Genomic DNA, 21,493 nt, shown 5'->3' with positions numbered 1-21,493 from the left:
TGTTATTGTGTAAAAAAACTATTACTTTTATGCTATATTTACTGAATTAACAGGTCTTCTTATACAAGGATTTACGCTTACACTCGAGCCATCATCTATATCAGCAGAAACGCACGGGCTTTTAATTTCATAAGGAGCTGAAGGGGTACATGACAACAATTGAGCAAGCATAATTAATACTAATAGAAGCTTTAATGATTTTAACATTCTAATTATACATTATTAAATTATCTTGTTACTATTTATAAAATTACCTTACTATACAATAGTTCACAAGCATTTTTTGAAAAAATCTATTTATAAATAGAAAAAAATATTAAAAAGATTGTAAACTATTATACTCCGAAGTAAATAAAGAGTAGTTATACGCAGTTCAGCTTGGGAGTAGAGCGTATACTTAATACGTGGCTACCTGCGGACTTATAAAGACATTGTCGCCAATTTTTCAAGTGGGACGAGTATAACAATAATAACTACCATCAATAATTGTTATTGTATAATTTTAATTTATAATTTATTTATTTTAATTTTAAAGTTAAACAATATTTGGTATTGTAGTAACAATATAAACTTATTTTATAGCTTAAATAACATTAAATTAACAAATCATAATCATATTATAATTATGATAGAGTTAAAACAGAATAAAATTAGATATTAATCTAGTAATTATGGACCCATTAACCAACGCAATACAAGAATATATAAAATCCGGCGAATATTTTATTGATGCAAGAAAATGGTATAATTTTAAGTATATCTTACCGTTAAGTCATAGAAGTCTTCTGCTTTTAATATGCACGATTTTTACCTTATTATTAACCTTAATTTGTATAAATATCAACATATTGCTACCAACCAACCAAAAAGTAAGTTATTTAATAAAAGATGATGCCGAAAAACAAGCTGCCATTACTAATACTAAACATTCAACATTAGCAAATCCTTATATCTCTGTTGCAAATATTATGCTTCAGAATTATGTAAACCAACGAGAAGAATACAATTACGATATATTAAAAGAACAATTTACCTTTATCAAAAATGCTTCTACGAGTATTGTTTATATGCAATTTGCTAATTTTATGCATATTGATAACCCATTATCACCGGTCATAAGATATCAAAAACTATATAGACGCTCAATTAATATATTATCAATTAACAATATAAACGATAACGAGGCAGTTGTTACTTTTGAATCATTGGCAAAAAATAGTACGGGTGCAATTTTAGAAAATATGGTATGGGAAGCAAGAATCGGATTTATAATGGATTCTATCAGTACAAGTACATCACCTGATATGCCGTTCAATTTTACCGTTACTAGTTACAAGCTAAAGTTATTAAGGAATAAAAATCAGAAATAATATGAAGCAACTAATAATATTTTGTACTTTTATAATACTTACATTAGATGTATTTGCTCTTACTATATCACGACCTCTAGGTCGAGACCCACGTCTAAGAGTTATGACTTATAACCCTGACGATGTTTTCAAATTCACAGGATATTACGGCTATCAAGCAAGTATAGAACTAGCCAGAGACGAGGAAATAGTAAGTATTTCTATGGGAGATACTACTTCATGGCAAATAGTACCTGCCGGTCATAGGATTTTTATTAAACCGATGGAACCGGATGCTACTACTAATATGACTTTAATTACTAATAAACGGACTTACTTCTTTGAACTATATGCTGCCGAAACTCTTGATATGCGTGATCCTGAAATGGTCTTTAACGTAAAGTTTCTTTATCCGGATGACGAAAATGACAATATGAACGGTCATATGCAAACTTTTTCTGCTGCCCTAGCAAGTCCCGACCTAACTCATCCTGAAAAATATAACTTTAATTACTATATTAGCGGCAGCGAAGAAATAGCTCCTATTAAAATTTTTGATGACGGCGAGTTTACTTATCTGCAATTTAGAGATAAAAACGCTGAAATTTCCGGTATTTTTGCTGTAGATGATTCACTTCGAGAATCTTTAGTAAATTATCGCCTTGCTCAAGATAATCCTAATATGGTGATCCTTGAACAGGTTTTTCCTAAGCTCGCTATACGTAAGGGCAAAAAAGTCACATGCGTATTTAATCAGTCTTTCAAAGCGTATTAACGTCTACCAACGTCATTGCGATCAACTAAAAGGAGCGTGGCAATGACGATGAAACTGATTCACGTAACAATGCTGTTCTTACAATAACAATATAATTATGCATCATTTAATATATTTCTTTGCCTTGATCTTACTAACTAGCGGCTTATTTATAATGCTTACAAGTCGTAATTATATTCATAAAATTATCGGGCTTGGAATCTTTCAAAGTTCGGTGTTAGTATTTTATTTAAGTATCGGAAAAATTAAAACAGGCGGTGTACCTATTTTACAAGAGGGCGTCACTACTTACACTAGCCCTTTGCCTCATGTATTAATGCTAACTGCTATAGTAGTTGGGTTTGCTACTCTTAGCGTAGCTTTAAGTTTAATATATCAAATTTATAAACATTTTGGTACAATATCAGAAAATGAAATTAATTTTGAGAAATGATTCTAGCTAACCATGTCCCTATCATACAAATATTATTCCCTTTATTCGGGGCTTTACTCTCAATAATATCTTTTCGCTTTATTACCTTTGCACGAGTAATTACTACGATTTGCATTTTATCTAGCCTTTTGGTCAGTGTTTATGGATATAGCATTATACAAAATACGGAGCTATCTTATACCATGGGAGGATGGACTTCAAAAATAGGAATAGAATATCGGCTAAATGCACTAAACCAAGCTATTATTATTTATCTTAACTTGGTTTTATTATTCTTTTTAGTTTTTTGTCATAAGATTACTAATCAAACTATCTTAAAATATATAAACAATAATAGAAAATCTTTATTTTACGGTATATTATTATTCGCTCATACGGGCTATTTAGGGATGATTGCTACTCACGATTTTTTTAATCTATATATATTTATAGAGATTTCGGCACTTAGTAGCTATGTCCTGATAGCCTCAGGTAATAATCCAAAATCTTTAATCGGAGCTTTTGACTATTTGATAATAGGTAGTATCGGTGCAACTCTTATTCTTATATCTATAGGATTTTTGCTAAGCATTACGGGTAGTTTGAATATGGCAGAAATTGCAGCTTATTTACAAGAACATACTAATTCCCGTATAATCACTATAGCTATCGGTTTTTTCTTAATAGGTGCTATTTTAAAAACCGCTTTTTTCCCTATGCATTTTTGGATGATGAGAGCTTATAATAACACGGCTTCAGTTATTTTAGTATATTTAGCAGGGATTTCTACTATAATAGGAATATATATAATATATAAATTTACTTATATTATTATAGGCTATGAGACAATTAAAACGGCTATTACAAATTTTCTCAAACCTATCGCTTTAGCTACTCTTATTATAGCCCCGTATTTTGCTTACCAAGCAAAAGATTTCAAGAATATTATAATTTATTCATGTTTCACTCAAATAGGTTACGTATTTTTATTATACGTAACCGAAAACGGTATAATAGTTTTACCAAGTTTATTACTTGCGGATAGTATAAATAAAATAGCTCTTTTCTTGATAGATGCTTATAATGAAAGCTATAAAAGAGAGCCTAACAAAGTTTTAATAATAATTGCTATTATTTGCAGCTGTGGCTTACCTATCAGTCCATTATTTTTTATCAAAGTAAATATTCTTGAATTATTATTAACACAAAATCTACTATTAGATTTTATTATAATTTTACTTAGCTCCGTAGGATCGTTATTTTACCATTATAAAATGGTACTATTGTCATTCCCGCGAAAGCGGAAATCCAGTAATTAAAAAATATAAACACAGTAAGTTTTTAAAACTAAAAGCACGATTTATCTCGCTTTTTCTGGAGTCTACTTTTAGCTAGGCATGACATAGAAAGCCATACAGGTAATGCTCTAACCATACTATCAAAAAAAGTATCACAGCTTATCATGATTACACAATTTACTACTCCGAGTCTTTTGATTCTATCCACTTTGCTAGTTGGTGCATTAAATTTAACTAGCCCGTATGCCACTCAAAAAGATAGCTTTATACGTAATTTTTTACTTATTACTATCGCTATTTTTTTCTTCGGTAATATTTTAATTATAGACTGGTTGTTTTTAAAAGGTATTAGAGCAGGATTTGAATTTAATATATTCGGTAATTACTCTATAGGATTCCATCTTGAACCTTTAGGGCTTATTTTCTTAAGCTTAATAGGTTTTTTATGGATTTGTGCTTTACTTTACACTCCTAAATATCTTGCTATTAATAATATAGACTATTCTTCTAGATTCTTATTTTTCTTTAACTTAACTATTCTAATCGGTGTTTTAATTGCTTTATCTAGCAACTTATTCACGATGTTTATTTGCTATGAGCTTTTAACTATTTCTACAGCTTTTTTAATAGGACATACCAAAAATAATATAGTACTTAGCGGGTTATATAAATATCTAAAAATTCTGATGATTTCTGCCACAATATTATTTTTACCGGCAGTGATAATTATTTATACTAAAGCCGGTAACGGAGATTTTGCAAGTGGAAGTTTAGTAGAAAATTATTTTTCCAAAAACCAGTCAATTATTTTATTGTTAATGTTTATTTGCGGTATTGCTAAAACTGCAATTTTTCCGGTGCATTCATGGCTTCCTGCTGCAATGGTTGCACATTACCCCATTAGTAGTTTGCTGCATGCCGTAATAGTGGTTAAAACCGGATTATTTTGTATTTACAAAATCCTATTATATATATTCGGTTTATCGTATTTACAAATGATATTTGCTGAGTTTAACTGGTTAATTTTTATACCGATAGTAAGCATATTTTATAGCTCAATCAAAGCCCTAGACACGGATAATATCAAAAAAATACTCGCCTACTCCACTATGAACCAATTAAGCATTGCATTGCTTAGTGCTTTCATGTTAACACCTAAGGCACTTGGAGCCGCAATACTCCATTTAGTTTCACATTCTTTTACAAAAATCTGCTTATTTTATAGTATGGGAAGTATTTACAGTTTAAAGAAAGCTGATCAAGTACAGAATTTACATGGTACATCCAAAGAATTTCCTTTAATTTCTTTTATTATATCTATCTCTTCATTATCATTAATCGGTATACCTATCTTTAGCGGATTTATTAGCAAATTCTCAATATTACTTGCCGCAAGCAAACAGAATCAAATCATTGTTATGATTATCGTAATAGCTAGTAGTATATTCTCAAGCCTTTACCTGCTCAAAATATTAAGCTCTATTTATAAACCTTCTTTAGTAGAATCTAGCGTAACAAAACCACTCCCCTACTCTATGCAAATTAGTATAATAATGTGCTGCTGTGCCGTAACTCTTTTCTATTTTATTCAAATCTTAATCAGAGAATTTTTAGCTTATATTACATAAACATATTTACATAATTTACACATAATCATATAATATTTATACCTTTGATACTTCAAAAGTTGGAAGTCAAATAAGCAGTGCGCCTGCACAGCGTACAATAAATAGTACGTGAGCACAGGCGAATCCCGAAATTTGACGTACCAAATCTTGAAGTATCAAAGGTATAAATATGGTACAAATTATTAGAGCAACAGAATTTGTACGATCTTTTTCAGATATTATGAATAGAGTTGACTATAAAGGCAAAAGCTTTGACGTTCAAAAAGGTAATCATATCGTAGCAAGGATTACGCCTGCAGAAATCAAGCCTTCTATAGCAGTAAGAGACTTAGAGGAAGCTTTTAAAAATGGTCCACATCTTGATCCTGAAGATGCTGATCAATGCATGAAAAATCTTGCAGAAATAAGACGCAATACTAAACAAGATATTAAAAAATTGGTTGAAAAATGGGATTAATTATTGATACTGCTATAATCATAGCTTTAGAAAGAGGAAAGGTAAGTACTAATAAGCAATGGTCACATTACGGTCAGACATTACGATCAGGCTTATATTAGCCCTATTGTGTTAACTGAACTATTAATAGGAGTAGATAGAGTCAAGAATGAGAATAAACGTATAAAATGTTTAGCTTTTATAGAATACGTAAAAAGTCTGTTTACTATATTACCTTTCGGTATTGAAGAAGTATATACATATGAACGTATTATTCATGATTTATACACACAACGTATAACAACTATAGGAACTCATGATATGCTTATTGCAGCAACGGCTATTACAAAAGGTTTTCCGATATTAACTCTAAATGTAAAAGACTTTAAAAGAATCCAGGGACTAGAGGTTTTAACAGTTTCTTCTAAAGATTAAAATGTTTATTCAAAATACCAAGTGTACATTTCCGCTTACTAATTTTGAGCTTATGTTTGATTTTCACCCACAAAATCAGCTAATAGCTCTAGCATTTCTAATTGTTACTGCTATCTTAAATCTTTATACAATTTCCCAAAATAGAAAATTAGAATGCTTAATAGGTAGTTTATACTGTTTATCCTCTATTATATGCGTATTTGCAGCTGATTTTATTTCCATGATAATCTCGCTTGAATTCATGACGATTTTTGCCTGCATAATTATTTTTTGTGACCAATTAAAGATAAAACCGGCACGTCAATATTTCCTCACTCATTTATTCAGCAGCGGGCTAATCTTAATCGGTATGACTCTTCTAATCCAAACAACCAGTAATACGACTTTTACTTCTTTAACGGAATCAGTAAATAACTTTGAGTTACCAGCAATATTCATACTTACAGGTTGTTTAATTAATGCCTCGGCTATTTTTGTAAACGGCTGGGTGGTTCATTGCTATCCTATAGCTTCAAGTAGCGGTATTGTATATTTAATTAGTTTTACTACTAAAGTTACTTTAATTATCATTTTAAAATTATTTAGCGGTCTTGCGATATTAAAGTTTTTTGGGATATCAATGATCATTTACGGATTAGTATTGTCTCTAATTGAAAAAAAACTTAAACGATTAATATGTTATCTTACCGTATCACAGCTTGGTTTTATATTAACGGCTATTAGCATAAACTCTCCAAATATAGCTTATCTTATTACAAGCTTTATATTCATACATATATTATATAACGGTTTATTTGCTTTATATTTCGCTTATATAGAAGATGAGTATGATATTAAACATTACCAAGATCTTCAGAATACTCAAATTAATTTTATTTTATTAAGCGGATTTGTTATTAGTATATTGATCTATACATCTATACTGCCTATTAGTTCTTCTTATATTAAAGATGAAATAGCTAATATTTTAAACGAGAATAGTGTAATGCTATTTTCCAAGATAGCGACTTGTACCGTATTATTTGGGTTGTTGATGGAGAGTTCTACGTCATTCCCGCCTCTCTTTATGTCATTCCTGCGAAAGCAGGAATCCAGTAAAAACCTTAAAAATAAAAGCTTTATAATATTTCTGGATTCCTGCTTTCGCGGGAATGACATAAGAACTATACCCTACCTCTCTTTCTGCATCATAACTTTATGCATATGTTTATTCTACCCTATTCAAATATCACATACTGCTAACTTTAAGCTAGTTATCCTTGCAATCTCAATGTTATTGGCTTTAATATTTAGAAAAATACCACGCATTTCGACAGAAAACATAAACCTTGACCTATACCAATATATTGAAAAATTTATATATTTCAGTATCGATAAATATAAAAAAACGGCAGACAATAACGAAGATGCGGCAGAATATCTTAATTTTAAGGTTATTTGGGCTAATATTTTAAGTAAAATATCTGCTTGGCATAATCAGCAAACTGCTATATTGATTGTATTATTCCTATTAATTAGTTTGATTTTAACACTACAATAATTCGATGTCATTGTTGTATAGATACCAAAATCGTCATTGCGAGAAGAAACTGTAAGTTTTGACGAAGCAATCCAGTAAACAATTCTGATTACAGAATTTTTTTATTATTTTACTAGATTGCCGCGTCGCCTACGGCTCCTTGCAATGACGACTTTAGGCATAATAACACAAAAAAATAAAAAACATGAAACCACCAATAACAGACAAACAAAATTACAGCTTTGAAGTTCACGAAGCAACAATAAACGATGATTATCACTGGCTGCGTGATCCTAAGTGGCCAAATGTAGAAGACTCTAAAATTTTAGATTATTTAAAAGCTGAGAATCAATATACCGAAAATTTCTTTGCCGATCTGCAAAATGATAAGGAAAAGATTTTTGAAGAATTAAAAGGACGGGTTAAATTAGACGATGAATCGGTTTATGTTAAGAACAAAGATTATTACTATTACCATAGAGTAGAGGAAAATAAAAATTATCCGATATATTGCAGAAAGCATAATAATATGGATTCAGCGGAAGAAGTAATATTAGATGTCAACCTTCTTGCTCCAAATAGCGGTTTCACTGATGTTGCTACAATTGCAATGTCACCTGATCACAATTTAATGGCTTATAGTGTTAATTTTACAGGTAATGAACAATACAATATCAAAATATACAACCTTAAAGAACAAAAATACTTACCTGATGAATTAGGCAATGTACAGCTAAATCTCGATCGCTTCAGACAAGATGAATTGCAGGAAGAGCCTGCGGAACGTACAAATGTACGTGAGCATAGGCGAATGCCGCAAAATTCGCTTGTATCAAGCGATCGAGATTTAGCTGTAGCTCCTACTATAATTTGGCATGAACACTTAAACGGCTTTTTCTATATTACTATTAATGAGAATCAACGCTGGGATAAGGTAATGTTTCACCGTCTAGGTGAAGAGGTCACTCAGGATAAATTAATATTCGAGGTAAAAAACCCTCTTCATTTTATCAGCTGCGAGAAATCAGCAAGTCATGAATATATTTTTATAAATTCAGGCAATCATAATGAAAATGAAATTTACGTAATTTCTATGCAGGATGATAGTTTTACGCCTAAATTAGTACGAGCTGCAGAAAACAAAATATTCTATGAAATAGAATATAATGGCGATTATTTTTATATTAAAACTAATTATAAAGCTAAAAATTTCCATATTATAAAACTGCCAGTAAATAATTTTGAAAATACTAGCTGGGATGATTGGGATGATATTTATATTAAGGAAGAACAAGACAAATATTTAAAAAGCTTTAATGTTACAAATAATTATTTAATCTTAAACTATAGTGACCAAGGTTTACCACTAATTAAAATAAAGCGATTTAAAGATTTACAAGAAAACACAATTCATTTTCCCGACGAAAGTTTCCAAGCAAGTAGTTTTTCTACAAACTTTGAGGAAGACGATATCAGAATAGATTACTCTTCTCTAGCAAGACCCAATACCACTTATAGCTACGATTTTAATAGCGATAAATTAACGATATTAAAGAGCCACGAAATACCTTCAGGCTTTAACCCGGAGGAGTATAAAGTAGAGAGAATATTTGCAGATAATGAAGATGTAAAAGTACCTATAACCTTGTTTTATAAAAAATCTTTATTTAAAAAAGACGGTTCAAATCCTTTATATCTAATGGGTTACGGTGCTTATGGCATCGCTATGCCCGTCCATTTTAGAAATACAGCAGTGACACTTGCCAATCGCGGTTTTATTTACGCAGTTGCTCATATTAGAGGTGGCGATGATCTAGGTCATGATTGGTATGAAGCTGCTAAGTTTTTAACCAAAAAAAGAACATTTGAAGACTTCATAGCCTGTAGTAGAGCTTTAATTAACGAGCAATATACAAGTAACAACAATATAGTAATAATGGGCGGTAGTGCCGGCGGTATGTTAATCGGTTACGTACTCAACGAAAAACCGGAAATCTATAGAGCAGCAATCGCGCATGTACCGTTTGTTGATGTTTTGAGTACCATGCTTGACGAAAGCTTACCGTTAACTCTCTTGGAATATAATGAGTGGGGTAATCCGCAAGAGAAAGAATATTTTGAATATATTAAATCATATTCCCCTTATGATAACGTAAAAGCACAAAACTACCCTGCTCTATTCGTTACTTGCGGTATATCCGACCCACGTGTAGGTTACTGGGAACCTGCTAAATGGGTAGCAAAATTACGAGAACTAAAAATGGACAATAATCCTTTATTATTAAAAACAAATATGGATACGGGACATAAAGGTTCTGCTGGTCGTTTTGATTATCTGAAAGAGATAGCTGACGAATTAGTATTTATTTTCAAGGTGTTTGATGTTGGGGGTTAGTTAGCAGATTTGTTGCTGGAGTCCTGTTATGTCATTCCTGCGAAAGCAGGAATCCAGGAAAAAGCGCAATAAATTGAGCTTTTCAAAAAATCTTTGAAATCAAGATTTTTATATAGTTTTACTTATAAAATTTCAATAAAGCTTTTATAAAGCTTTTAAGTATTGGATTCCTGCTTTCGCAGGAATGACATACAACACCTATACTGAATACAAAAACAATGCATAAAAATTATCTAGAACAATTACAAAAATTACCGATTACTTTAATTTTACTAATTAGCTTAATTTGCTGTATTGGTTTCATTGTGCTTTATTCTGCAGCAAATAGCAATTTGCAGCCCTGGGCTTACAAACAAATTATAAATTTTTGTATATTCTTGCCTTTAGCTATTATTATTGCATTAATTGATTTACGCATAATATTTAGGTTATCGTATATCTTTTATTTGTGCGTACTCGCTTTACTAGTAGCCGTGGAGCTTTTCGGCTCAACTGCCATGGGCGGTAAAAGATGGATTGATATCGGTATAGTTAAGCTTCAACCTTCCGAACCGATAAAAATCGCCGTTGTACTAATGCTTGCTAGATGTTTCCATTCACTAACAATTGATGATCTTACAAAATTTCATAAAGTTATTATACCGATTATAGGAGTTTTAATACCGGCTTTTCTAATAATTAGAGAACCAGATTTAGGTACAGGAATGATTGTTTTAATTGTTTCGGCAATTATATTTTTTGCGGCAGGTTTTAGAATAAAATATTTTATAATACTAGGTCTTGCTGCTCTTATTAGCCTACCTATTGCTTGGAATATGATGTATGATTATCAAAAAAAACGGGTAATGGTTTTTTTAGATCCCGAACATGATCCGCTCGGTGCTAGTTATAATATTATTCAGTCTAAAATCGCTATAGGTTCAGGTAGCCTATTTGGACGCGGTTTAAATCAAGGTAGCCAAAGCCATTTGGATTTTCTTCCCGAACATCAAACTGACTTTATCTTTGCTACCTTCGCTGAAGAATTCGGCTTTATAGGAGGAATGTTTTTACTAATATTATATTTTGCACTTATAACTATTTCTTTATTAATTGCCGCAAATTGCCGAGAGATTTTTAGTAAATTAATGGTAATAGGTATTACTTCAATCTTATTTAGTCACGTATTTATTAATATAGCTATGGTTATGGGCTTGCTTCCCGTAGTAGGCGTACCGCTGCCGTTTATTTCTTACGGCGGAACAATGATCGCATCCATGCTAATCGGCTTTGGGCTTGTGATGAATGCTCAGGTACACGGACATACCGCTTTAAACTAGTGCAATTATACTTACAAAATGGATAACATAAATTAATAATAAGTTGCACTTCACTTTCTGATTTTCGTGTAAAGCAAAATTTCCTATTGACTTTTATATAAAACAGTATAGATTTCTTTACAATTTAATTTTTTATAAAGAATTTATGCTCGGCTATGAGAAAGCACAAACAAGTTTAAATAGAGAACAAAAACAAGCATGAGGTATTGTCTATTGGAACTTTTCTTGAATATTTTGATTTATATTTATATGTACATATGGCAGTGCTTCTCAACGAGCTATTTTTTCCTCAAGCTGATCCTCAGACTACTCTAATCTATGAAGCAGCTGCATTATGTTCAACATATGTATTTAGACCGATAGGAGCATTAATCTTTGGTTGGCTTGGTGATATAATATAGGCAGACAATCAACTATGATAATAACTACTTTGCTTATGGCTATAGCTTGTTTTATTATGACAAATCTTCAACTTATGATGAAGTAGCTACATGGGTTATGATAGCATGCCGTATGGCACAAGGCATGTCCTCAATGGGAAAAGTAATAGGAGCAGATATATATTTAACTGAATTTATTAAACCACCTGTACAATATCCAACTGTAGCAACTTTAGATAGTTTTTGTATATTAGGTGGTTTTGGAGCATTATGCTTAGCTTCTTTAGTTACTTCAGTTGGTTTTAGTTGGCGTATAGCTTTTTTAATCGTTACTGGAATCGCTATAGTAGGAGTCATCGGGAGAACTTCGCTTAGAGAGACACCAGAGTTTGTGGGTGCTAAACGAGATTTAAGAAAAACTTTAGAACAAGCTAATATTGATCCTAAGAAGATATAAAGTAATATTAAAACTATTATAGCGTTTTTTTATTAGATTGTGCAGGTCCTGTAGCATTTTATGTATCATATATTTATTGTGCTAATATATTAAAAAATACTTTTAATTATAGCCCTGCAGAAATTATTTATCAGAATTTATTTGTAGCACAGTTTAATTAATTGTTGCTTTATTTCATGTGCCTCTATATACATAGCAATTTTTACAAAACTAATTAAACTTTCCTCTATAACTTTCCTCATTTTTTCAGGTGATTTAGCACCTAAAGTTTGTAAATGATGCATTCTGTCAAAGAACTTGATTAATACTGTAATATCTTTTTTGTCTAACTAGCAAATTCAGACTTTCCTCACTACTTATTTTTCCGTAAAGTTTTATTCTAATTAAACCCTCTACGTGCTTTGCTACTTCCGGTCCAAAAATTGTAGTTATTACTTCTTCAGTTAGTTCTGTATCTTCAATAGTATCATGCAGTAAAGCAGCTTGCAGCATAATAGCATTATAAAGCTTAGGAGCTTCTTCGGCTACAAACTCTGCGAGCATAATCGCTACTTCAATCGGGTGAGAGTAATAAGGATCGCCTGACTGACGCATTTGTAAGCCGTGATACTTGCGAGCGTAGTAGATACCTTTTTTAACTTCTTCTATATCAACAGGATTTTTTACTTTAGCGTTTAAATATTCGATGTTGTCTAATAGTTTTTTAGCGTAAACGCAAGTTTCAAACTTTTCTTTCCAAGAGCTTAAATCTTCCATAAAAGTCATTTCTTATTTTTATTAATAATAGTTGATTACAATTAAAACAAAAATTAAAAAATTGTAATAATCAATAGCTTTTTAATCCTAAAGAAGCATAATAATTTTAACCTTTTGGTATTTAAGCAACTTCATTATGTTTTATTAGTGCTGTTATTGCTTATCCTGTATAAAGCTTATCTGCCAAAAACTTTCTTCTTTATATTATCTTCTTCTAAAAAATATATCACTTTTTTCATTGCAATATATCATCACGGTTTGTATATAAAGATTCAATAAATAAAATAGAGTCCTTTAAAGCTAGTTGCACAGCTATATTGTCCTTATCATGTCTTTCTATAGCTTTAGGAAGCCCAAATTCTTTAACTACATTACCTAATGCTTTTATATTAGCTCGAAATTTAGTGGAATAAGAATTTGATATAGGTGTTTTTGATTTATTATTTCGTTTCTACGTTCTTGTGTTTTAATAATAGCTATTTTCTTTAAGTTATCGTCTAAATCTTCCATTCCAATTTTATTGCGAATAATATCGTTTATACTAATTACTTTATTTCCATGCTTTCTCTCACGCCTTGCTGCTACTTATACTGCAAGCCAAATCTGTTAATATATCTATTAAGAAACTTTGCGTTATTAAATCTATACCTTTTGCTAATATTTTTATTATACCCTCTTGCTCATTAATATTATTTTTAAATATTTTAGTTTCAGCAATACAGCAAACATTTATGATATTTTTTATATTCCAATAAAATGCATTACAGTAATCGTATAATAATAGGCTTTCTTGTGCTAAACTTTCAATTTCTCTAAAGATTTCTGCTTTTTGTATTGTTCCACTAGCTTTTAGTGTTTTATTGTGGCTATCTATCTTAAATTTCATAGGCATCTAATCTTTATATTTGCCCCGGCATCTAGTAATTTAAAATTACTGGTTTTTAACCTTATTTTTGCATATTCTTGAGTGATGTAATCGGTTATTGTGTGTAGGATGGTGTTTGCCTTTGTGTGTAAATCTTCATCAAATTGGAATGCTTCAAAATTGGAATGCTTCAATTTTAATTAAGTAAATTATTTTTAATAATTCATTAAATTGTTTATAACTAGCTTTATCAAATGATCTTACATTTATTATATTAATTAAACTTACAGCAGCTGCATATTTGACATCTTCGTTGTAGTAAGGCTTATTAAGTAGTAGCCCTTTTAAAACACTATATGCTCTTTCTGCTAGATGAGGTATTACTTCCACTATTCCCGCTAAATTCATAATCGCTTCACACCTAATATAATTATCAATGTTAGAATTTATAATCAATTCTTTTACCCCTATAAATACTTCTATCGCTATATTAGGCTTTCTTTCTATTATCTCGACTAAACTCCAAACAGCTGCATATCTGACATAACAGTTAGGATTATTAAGTAACTCTTTCAATCCAGTAATTATTTCTTCTGATGGCATCACTTTTACTATTTCTGCCATACTACTAGCAATTTCACACTTAATACAATCTTCAATATTATGATCAATAATCAGCTCTTTTAATGCATCAAATGCTTCTGTTGTGTGCATTATTTTACTATCTCAACTATACCATCAATAACTGCACATTTGATACTTTCGTTGGAATCATTAACTAGTTCTTTTAATACTTTGAATGCTTCTTTTGCCAAACTAGGTTTTGCCTTTACTATCTCAATCATGCTAGTAGTCACTAAAGATTTATTTTGTAATTTTTGTACTTGTTTTAATAATTCTTCATCTAAATCAGATATAGTATTAATTATTTTAATCAATATTATATTTACACATCTATTTAATTCCCAAATATTTAATAATGATGTTATTGTGTTTACACTTTCTCGTATTACCATCTCGTCTATCGTCTCATCTAATATATGTGCCAATTTTTGTAATACTAGCTTCTTTAATTGCGTATCATCAACTTTTAATAAACCGATTAATCTTTCATAAATTTTTGTTTTATTACCCGACGTATTTTTATTTATTAAGCTTGTGATTATTTCTATAGCTGTTTTAAATGCTTGAAATATAGTTTCTTTGTTTCGTAATTTCTCATTTATTAGCTTAGCAATCTCTTCCGATCAATATCCGCTGTCTATTATATGTTGTTCCCAATCTGTAATATCTTTTAGTACGATCTCATATCAACTCTTGTATTTGTTTTAAATACGGTATTCTACTATTAAATTTTCCGTTAATTTTGCTTTGAGCTAATAAATGCATTAAGAGTATAGTCTTTCTTTCAATTCCTAGCTCTAATATTCCATCAACATTACATGTTACAGCTTCCCAAAATATTTCTATTCACTCTTGATTATTGTCATTACTTACCATCCCTGCTAGAAACTTCAGAGTCATTAGATATTTCGGATCGTTTCGATGCGCACCTATAAAATTTGCTGCTGTGTATTTTGTGTTGTTATCTGCTAACTGATTTTTTAAATAACATGCAGCTAGATATGCTTGAAATGTTAAATGAATAAATTGAAAATTTTGCCCTTCTCTTCTTAATAGCCCTTGTTCTTATAACTTCGTCTATATCTAATATATCTTTCTTGCTTTCTACTACTTTGTTCTCTACTCACTTCCCTGTTGCAACAAACGACTCATAGGCTCTTTGCTCTAAAAAACTCATTTTGTTTTTTATGTTTATTTTGGTTTTTTTCTAGATGCCTATTATTAAGCCAGTTTATTATTTCACTATATAAACGACTTATATTAAAATCTTTATTACTGTTTTTTTTGAAATTTATCCCTTATTGTTTGATCGCTCCAAACCAAACATATTAATTCAGTATTGATAGGAACTTCACATATTGCTTTTATTTGGCTATGAGTATCCAAAAAGATTTTTAATGGTGTTCCAAGCTCTTTATCATACTCAAAATTTTTATGTACATATTGCTGCTCTATTCCCTCACTATCCCAGCCTGTATTATCTACTTTCCGCTCAAACCTGTTGCTCATTGCTTCTATAACCGCATTAGGCCTAGAATTCATTACGATATTTTTATACTGAAATACCGAATCCATAATATCTCGGTAATCAAGATTACTCTGTGATAAAAACGCTACCTCATCATAACCATCCAGTAGTAATAATATCCTATCTTTATCTTGTATGCTTTTTATATCTTCAAGTTTTATATCTTTAGAATCTAAACAATAATGGACAAAACAACTTAGTATATCATCATCTATATTAGTACCGTAACGTACTGTCCAATTGCTTCACAATTCCTTTAACCTGATTCTAAATACATAATCAAATTTGTCGTGCCACGGTTTTTCTTTTCCCCATTTATAAGATAGATAATGCATTAACGTGGTTTTACCTATTCCTGCACTACCGAGTAACAATACTTTACCTATATCAACTTGCATTCTGTTTATTTTCTCAACTATATTTTTTATTTCTGAGGTACTTTTATTAGTTAGATTTCTGCGAAGTATCACAAACTTATTTTCTTCATTTAGTGACTTAACTATATTATCAATTTTTTCTTCTTGAACTTGATAATTTTTATCAAACAACGCCCTTATCTTTTCTTCCGTATCTATGGCTTTAAAAATATTCTCTATTTCTACCGACTTCTTTTCTCCGACAACTTTATCGCGTAATGCTGCTTTAGCTGCTTCATCGTCTTCACTTAGTAATATCTGTAATTTTACATAATATTCCTCTAAAGACTGAGCTTTGATTTTCGTATCTTCTATTAGCTTTGGTAAAGTATCATGAGAGCTATATAAGGTTTTTAGTCTTGTTATTAATGGATTTAGAATTGAAGTTTGCATATTCTTAGCTGCTACTATAGGCAACATATCTTTAAAGTTTAATTTGTTTCTCATATTAAACTATTAAAGGAAAATTTAAAGTTTTAATTCTTTTATTAATCTATTTTTTTAGTAAAGCGATCAATTACAAGATTTAAAATAATATTATGCTCTAGAAATGCCTTAGCTCCGGCAAGCACCAAGATAAATCTTTTAGCTAAAAAAATAATCTGTTTTACCACTTCATCACCTATAAAACCGGTATTTGTAATGGTAACAAAAGTTTCTTCTGAACTAATCGAAATAACCTGCCATTCTACCAATGTTAGGGTTTTTATACGCATCCCATTCAATAAGTATTTGTTTATTTTTTTCAATTTCCTGCACGTTAATTTGAGCTGAGAAGCCATACATTTCCCATGTCCAAGTGATTTGTTTCTTAACTTCTAGCTTATCGCTACTTTTAGTAAACCAAAATTTTGAGGTAATATTAGGATTTATAAAAGCTTCAAATACTTGATCAATTGGTTTACGTTACGAATAAGCATTGCTGCTTTCGCAGTTGGTTTTAACTGATTTATATAAACATCCTGATTAATAGTCATTTTTAAAAACTTTTTGTAAATTATTAGAATTCTTTCCAAAGGCTATATTATATCGTAATAAGTATTGTAGCCTATAGTAGTAAAATTTATCTTATTTTCAACTTATTTTTTACCAATCAGACAAAAACATAATTTGGCTATAGGTTGTATAAGGTACAGCAGCAAATCCGGTTGGTAACATTACGACAAATAATAAGACAAGTTTTGCAAGTAGCGTTAATAGTAACGGTATTATTACCTTATCACCCGGCTCGGTAAATATATTTGCTAACAATATAACGGCTAATAGTGTAGTTGCAAGCGGAGCAACTTTAGTATTTACCAACAAACTTGCCTTTAATGGTAATTTAACCGGTAACGGTACTACGATTAATTTAAATGCAGTACTGGTATTCATATACCGGTCAAAGCAGTTTTTTAGGTAAGCTAATTGTGGCTACAAACTATGATCAAGCAAAAAATTCCGGTGGTAATGATTACACCCGGTAGTAAAATGGATTTATAGAGATTCAGTTTAACGGTACTGACGTACATATAGGAGAAATAAATGAAAATACTAAATATTCACTAATATCTTCAGAGGATGGAAATGGCCTAATTCCGTTGTCTGCCGATAAAATTAAATTTTTCATTGACGGTAATGACAAGAGTTTCATTAAATGGTCGATAAATACTTCATCATTAACTTTATCGGTTACTAATATAGCCAATGAAATATTGCAAAAAGAAATAGATAAAGGCAGTTTTACACCGGAGGAGGCACAAGATATTGCAACACTGATCCGTGCATCTGAAGATACTGAGGCGGATACGTTTCAAGACGAGTTTGTTTTTTTACTATTGAGCAGCAAAAAGAAACACTAGATCGTGTTACACCAGATATGGTAAGACCGGGAGCGGTAATAACTGCAGTAAATATGCAAGTTGTATCTCATAGTATAGTCGGTAATTTATCTTCTTTAGATTCTCGAATAAATAAAGTTCAGACAAGTCAAAATAAAGTTGCTATTTCTGCCGGTGATGAGACAGAAGTAGATTTCGGCACGTGGGCTAGCTAGTCCTTTTGTCGGCAATAGTACTCAAAAGGCACAAAATAATCTAAGCGGTTATGAATCTCACTCAACCGACGGTACTGTCGGTTTTGATAGTTGAGTAGGCGATGATTTCTTACTTGGCGTTGCTTATACTAGAGCTGATACTAAGGTAAAGCAGAAAAATAATAATGTCGGCGATAAAAGTAAAATACAGAGCAATATTTACTCTTTATACGACTTATATAAATAATGTACCAAATAAAAATTGGTTTTTTGAAGGTAGAGCTTCTTACGGTGATAGTAAAGTTAAGAATTATTCACAGCGTAATATTGCTTTGGGTAGGAATTTGATCAGTTATGAAACGGCAATCGGCAAATATAAATCACGTTCATATACCGGACAGATTTTAGCCGGTTACAGTTATTTAGCTCCGAAAGCGATTAATTTAACACCGACCGTGGGGATTAGATATTCCGATATTAGAGATTCAGGCTATACTGAGACCGGTACAACTTTCCAAAATTTAATCGTTAAAGGGAAGAAGTATAATATGATTGAAGGGCTTGCAGGTGTTAGGATGTCAAAAGATATTAACGTAGAAAATATAGTTTTAATCCCTGCAATTTACGGCATGCTAGACTATAACTTTAAAGATAAACCTCCTGCTATCGATGCTAGGGTACAAGGGATGGACAGCCCACTTACGACTAATAGCTTTAAGCCTGCTAAAACTAACTTTAACTTTGGTGTCGGTGTGACTGCCAAACACCAAATGATGGAATACAGCGTTAATTATGATGCGAATGTAGCGAGTAAATATTTCGCTTAACAAGGTAGCTTAAAAGTGCGGGTAAATTTCTAGGTTCTTGCGTAAGAGTGCTAATTGATTTGCTTTAAATCAGTGTAATTCTGCGGTCTAGGTGAACAAAATTTTTGTGGATACCGATAGCCCGACTGAATTGCCAAGCCGGAGCAACTAGGTTACCACGGCAGGTGTTGCCTTTGGTTGCAACATCAAAGGCACAACATCCACCTCCCCCTAGTTTTATCAATCCCTCGAAAAGTTACTCTAACTTCCTTAGTAGTCTTATTTACTTACAATAATTTTTATTCTTTCTAATAGTTTATTTTCAGTGTATTTTTACACTAAAATTTAATTCACAAGAAAAATATGCAAAACTACCGACAATATTTAATTTTAAGTCTTATATTAATCTTTATTCAAATTAATCCAGCTTTGGCATTAGAGGATAAGAGAGACTCTTCAGTATATTATCATAATAAAGGTACTTAGCTATTTTAGGAAAATATGAATTAGCTATTGAATTTTTTAATAAAGCAATTGAGTTAAATCCTAAATTTTCAAAAATATATAATAATAAAGGTCTAACTTTAGGAAAGCTAGGTCAATATAGGTTAGTACTTGACGCTTATAATAAGGCACTTGAACTTGATTCAATAAATTCTGAGATACAAAATAACCAAAAACACTTATTAAAGCTTATTAAATAAAAAATAATTAAATATTTTGACCTTTATTTTCTTAGGTTGCTCTGTTTTCTAGATTTTTTCAGTCTAAAATAAGCGAGCCAATTATACCATTCATCTACTGTTATTTGCTCTACTTCTGCACCTGTCTTATATAAAACTTCAGTAAGAGTAAACTGGGTCCTGCTATTCTGATTATGATTTCATGTATAATATACATATACCCATTAACCATAGCTGTTAGTGATCATTAGGAGAATATTTATGACCCAATTACTTGACCTTATAACCCCCCTGGTGATGTCTTATATGAAGAATTTATAAAGCCTTTGAATATAAGTCAAAACCAGCTAGCTCGTGATATTGATGTACCACCTTAGCCGTATTCACGCTATAGTGCATGGCAAACGAACTCTTACGGCTGATATGGCCCTGAGATTAGGTCAATATTTTCACACTTCAACCCAGTTATGAATTAATTTACAAGCAAGATATGATTTAAAATTAGCTCAACGTAATGAATGGCCTCATATTAAAATCGTATTCGTACTATGGAAGTAGCAAGAAAAGCTAGTTGATTATTTCCTAGCAACGGCAAAAGATTCAGGATGTCTTATGGCAATATCGATATCCTGCATAAATCTTATTCTTATACCGTCGCTTGTACCAAGTGCATAAGGGTTAACTAACACATCTAATACGCCCCATTGCCCGACATAAAATATTAAATAATACTTTTTATCACGGAGTAATACATTATAAAAAAGGTAACAAATACTACCCTCATAGTCACGAGCCTATTGTTACTAAAGCATTATAGAACAAATAGAAAAAGTTTTTGCATCAATGTATATTGAGCCTGATTTATTGAGCAAAATAATTAAAAGTGTTAAAGAATCGGCAAAATATGAAAAAGATTATTATAACACAAGAATAACAGAATTAAATAAAGAGCTTATCAGTGTAAAAAATAGCCTTGATAAGCTTAGAAGTAAACTTTTAGAAGGTATATTTACAAATGAAGAGTACGAAGGAAATATAAATTAACAACACGTCATGATAAAGTAATGTTAGAGATAGCAGAGCATAATAAAGGTAATGATTGTTTTACGGTAAATTGAGTTGCCAATGCACGCACATCAATATTTTGTTTTGTCGAATGCTGAGGGAAAAAGACGCCTAATAAAAACTGTGTTTTCGACAATTAAATTAACAGGCAAAAAGCTTGACTTTATACTGCATTCGCCGTTTGATTCATTAGTAAATTTGTCAAAAATCGAGGAATGGCTCCCCGGGCCGGACTCGAACCAGCGACTAAACGGTTAACAGCCGTTTGCTCTACCACTGAGCTACCGAGGAACATTAGAAGCATCTGGAAGATTCAGATACTTCCTTATAACA

The 21,493-nt window shown here is 31.2% G+C and carries 26 protein-coding genes, 1 tRNA gene and 3 pseudogenes; 18 read left to right on the top strand and 12 right to left on the bottom strand.

Annotated features, from left to right (window positions below; genetic code table 11):
- Nucleotides 1-27 precede the first annotated feature (27 nt).
- A complete protein-coding gene (locus RMA_RS02135) occupies nt 28-207 on the bottom strand; it encodes a DUF2706 domain-containing protein (protein ID WP_014366024.1) in 180 nt (59 codons plus the stop codon).
- A 464-nt stretch (nt 208-671) separates the two neighbouring features.
- Between RMA_RS02135 and RMA_RS02130 the strand changes: the two genes are divergently transcribed.
- The 13 genes and pseudogenes from RMA_RS02130 (at nt 672) to RMA_RS02075 (ending at nt 12,403) form a co-directional block, all read left to right on the top strand.
- The gene (locus RMA_RS02130) at nt 672-1,370 is read left to right on the top strand and encodes a virB8 family protein (protein WP_041404586.1); all 699 of its coding nucleotides are present in this window, start codon (nt 672-674) and stop codon (nt 1,368-1,370) included.
- A 1-nt stretch (nt 1,371) separates the two neighbouring features.
- Entirely contained in the window at nt 1,372-2,124 is a 753-nt protein-coding gene (virB9, locus tag RMA_RS02125; RefSeq protein ID WP_041404585.1) for a P-type conjugative transfer protein VirB9, read from the top strand.
- 97 nt (nt 2,125-2,221) lie between these two features.
- Nucleotides 2,222-2,557: a Na+/H+ antiporter subunit C gene (locus tag RMA_RS02120; RefSeq protein WP_014408405.1), complete on the top strand. Its 336-nt coding sequence runs from the start codon at nt 2,222-2,224 to the stop codon at nt 2,555-2,557.
- Nucleotides 2,554-3,855: a proton-conducting transporter membrane subunit gene (locus RMA_RS02115; protein ID WP_012152612.1), complete on the top strand. Its 1,302-nt coding sequence runs from the start codon at nt 2,554-2,556 to the stop codon at nt 3,853-3,855. Before RMA_RS02120 ends, RMA_RS02115 begins: the two co-directional genes overlap by 4 nt.
- A gap of 143 nt (nt 3,856-3,998) precedes the next feature.
- A complete protein-coding gene (locus RMA_RS02110; protein WP_041404584.1) occupies nt 3,999-5,462 on the top strand; it encodes a proton-conducting transporter membrane subunit in 1,464 nt (487 codons plus the stop codon).
- Between the two features lie 37 nt (nt 5,463-5,499).
- Nucleotides 5,500-5,626, top strand: a pseudogene (locus RMA_RS09210) (palindromic element RPE5 domain-containing protein); the annotation flags it as partial.
- Between the two features lie 5 nt (nt 5,627-5,631).
- Nucleotides 5,632-5,919, top strand: a complete 288-nt coding sequence (gene vapB / locus RMA_RS02105; protein WP_041404583.1) for a type II toxin-antitoxin system antitoxin VapB — start codon at nt 5,632-5,634, stop codon at nt 5,917-5,919.
- Nucleotides 5,910-6,333, top strand: a pseudogene (gene vapC / locus RMA_RS08130) (ribonuclease VapC). Before vapB ends, vapC begins: the two are co-directional and overlap by 10 nt.
- Nucleotide 6,334: 1 nt before the next feature.
- A complete protein-coding gene (locus tag RMA_RS02095; protein WP_041404582.1) occupies nt 6,335-7,873 on the top strand; it encodes a proton-conducting transporter membrane subunit in 1,539 nt (512 codons plus the stop codon).
- 184 nt (nt 7,874-8,057) lie between these two features.
- Nucleotides 8,058-10,247 carry a prolyl oligopeptidase family serine peptidase gene (locus RMA_RS02090; RefSeq protein ID WP_041404581.1) on the top strand — a complete coding sequence of 730 codons (2,190 nt, stop codon included), beginning with the start codon at nt 8,058-8,060 and terminating at the stop codon, nt 10,245-10,247.
- Nucleotides 10,248-10,465: 218 nt separating this feature from the next.
- The gene (gene rodA / locus RMA_RS02085; RefSeq protein ID WP_014408398.1) at nt 10,466-11,566 is read left to right on the top strand and encodes a rod shape-determining protein RodA; all 1,101 of its coding nucleotides are present in this window, start codon (nt 10,466-10,468) and stop codon (nt 11,564-11,566) included.
- 206 nt (nt 11,567-11,772) lie between these two features.
- On the top strand, nt 11,773-11,967 hold the full coding sequence (locus tag RMA_RS09795; RefSeq protein ID WP_041404580.1) for a hypothetical protein: 195 nt from the start codon (nt 11,773-11,775) through the stop codon (nt 11,965-11,967).
- 46 nt (nt 11,968-12,013) lie between these two features.
- A complete protein-coding gene (locus RMA_RS02075; RefSeq protein WP_238375534.1) occupies nt 12,014-12,403 on the top strand; it encodes an MFS transporter in 390 nt (129 codons plus the stop codon).
- Between the two features lie 230 nt (nt 12,404-12,633).
- Here the strand turns inward: RMA_RS02075 and RMA_RS02070 are convergent.
- The 10 genes and pseudogenes from RMA_RS02070 to RMA_RS02025 all read right to left on the bottom strand — a co-directional run.
- Nucleotides 12,634-13,168 (bottom strand): annotated as a pseudogene (locus tag RMA_RS02070) (HD domain-containing protein); the annotation flags it as partial.
- A 375-nt stretch (nt 13,169-13,543) separates the two neighbouring features.
- The gene (locus tag RMA_RS11650; protein WP_274377898.1) at nt 13,544-13,669 is read right to left on the bottom strand and encodes a hypothetical protein; all 126 of its coding nucleotides are present in this window, start codon (nt 13,667-13,669) and stop codon (nt 13,544-13,546) included.
- Nucleotides 13,670-13,727: 58 nt separating this feature from the next.
- Nucleotides 13,728-14,051, bottom strand: a complete 324-nt coding sequence (locus RMA_RS10715) for a hypothetical protein (RefSeq protein WP_012152605.1) — start codon at nt 14,049-14,051, stop codon at nt 13,728-13,730.
- 147 nt (nt 14,052-14,198) lie between these two features.
- Nucleotides 14,199-14,738: a HEAT repeat domain-containing protein gene (locus tag RMA_RS02060; protein WP_049749349.1), complete on the bottom strand. Its 540-nt coding sequence runs from the start codon at nt 14,736-14,738 to the stop codon at nt 14,199-14,201.
- Nucleotides 14,738-15,073 carry a hypothetical protein gene (locus RMA_RS09200; protein ID WP_049749347.1) on the bottom strand — a complete coding sequence of 112 codons (336 nt, stop codon included), beginning with the start codon at nt 15,071-15,073 and terminating at the stop codon, nt 14,738-14,740. The genes RMA_RS02060 and RMA_RS09200 overlap by 1 nt, the downstream gene beginning before the upstream one ends.
- An 847-nt stretch (nt 15,074-15,920) precedes the next feature.
- Nucleotides 15,921-16,190, bottom strand: a complete 270-nt coding sequence (locus RMA_RS10710; protein WP_238375533.1) for a hypothetical protein — start codon at nt 16,188-16,190, stop codon at nt 15,921-15,923.
- A gap of 231 nt (nt 16,191-16,421) precedes the next feature.
- Complete coding sequence (locus RMA_RS10705; RefSeq protein WP_238375532.1) at nt 16,422-17,039, bottom strand: NACHT domain-containing protein; 618 nt, start codon at nt 17,037-17,039, stop codon at nt 16,422-16,424.
- A 41-nt stretch (nt 17,040-17,080) separates the two neighbouring features.
- Nucleotides 17,081-17,308, bottom strand: a complete 228-nt coding sequence (locus tag RMA_RS10240; protein ID WP_202964938.1) for a hypothetical protein — start codon at nt 17,306-17,308, stop codon at nt 17,081-17,083.
- Complete coding sequence (locus tag RMA_RS12225) at nt 17,259-17,453, bottom strand: hypothetical protein (protein ID WP_410526296.1); 195 nt, start codon at nt 17,451-17,453, stop codon at nt 17,259-17,261. The genes RMA_RS10240 and RMA_RS12225 overlap by 50 nt, the downstream gene beginning before the upstream one ends.
- 225 nt (nt 17,454-17,678) lie before the next feature.
- A complete protein-coding gene (locus RMA_RS02025; RefSeq protein WP_238375531.1) occupies nt 17,679-17,966 on the bottom strand; it encodes a hypothetical protein in 288 nt (95 codons plus the stop codon).
- A gap of 206 nt (nt 17,967-18,172) precedes the next feature.
- Here RMA_RS02025 and RMA_RS02020 point away from each other — a divergent pair, with 206 nt between their 5' ends.
- The 5 genes from RMA_RS02020 to RMA_RS02010 all read left to right on the top strand — a co-directional run bounded on the left by RMA_RS02020 (nt 18,173) and on the right by RMA_RS02010 (nt 21,139).
- Nucleotides 18,173-18,433, top strand: coding sequence for a hypothetical protein (locus RMA_RS02020; protein ID WP_041404579.1), 261 nt, complete (start codon nt 18,173-18,175; stop codon nt 18,431-18,433).
- 53 nt (nt 18,434-18,486) lie between these two features.
- On the top strand, nt 18,487-18,627 hold the full coding sequence (locus RMA_RS10700) for a hypothetical protein (RefSeq protein ID WP_238375530.1): 141 nt from the start codon (nt 18,487-18,489) through the stop codon (nt 18,625-18,627).
- Nucleotides 18,628-18,791: 164 nt separating this feature from the next.
- Nucleotides 18,792-19,433 (top strand): autotransporter outer membrane beta-barrel domain-containing protein, encoded by a 642-nt coding sequence (locus RMA_RS02015; RefSeq protein ID WP_081427868.1) that lies wholly within the window; start codon nt 18,792-18,794, stop codon nt 19,431-19,433.
- Between the two features lie 467 nt (nt 19,434-19,900).
- The gene (locus RMA_RS10695) at nt 19,901-20,116 is read left to right on the top strand and encodes a tetratricopeptide repeat protein (protein WP_337998654.1); all 216 of its coding nucleotides are present in this window, start codon (nt 19,901-19,903) and stop codon (nt 20,114-20,116) included.
- 822 nt (nt 20,117-20,938) lie between these two features.
- Nucleotides 20,939-21,139, top strand: a complete 201-nt coding sequence (locus RMA_RS02010; RefSeq protein ID WP_041404578.1) for a hypothetical protein — start codon at nt 20,939-20,941, stop codon at nt 21,137-21,139.
- A gap of 237 nt (nt 21,140-21,376) precedes the next feature.
- Here the strand turns inward: RMA_RS02010 and RMA_RS02005 are convergent.
- A tRNA-Asn gene (locus RMA_RS02005) sits at nt 21,377-21,451 on the bottom strand.
- Nucleotides 21,452-21,493 lie beyond the last annotated feature (42 nt).

Source organism: Rickettsia massiliae MTU5, assembly GCF_000016625.1.
Lineage (GTDB): Bacteria > Pseudomonadota > Alphaproteobacteria > Rickettsiales > Rickettsiaceae > Rickettsia > Rickettsia rickettsii.
The sequence above is the reverse complement of the archived record's forward strand: the minus strand, read 5'-3'. Positions and strand labels throughout refer to the sequence as shown.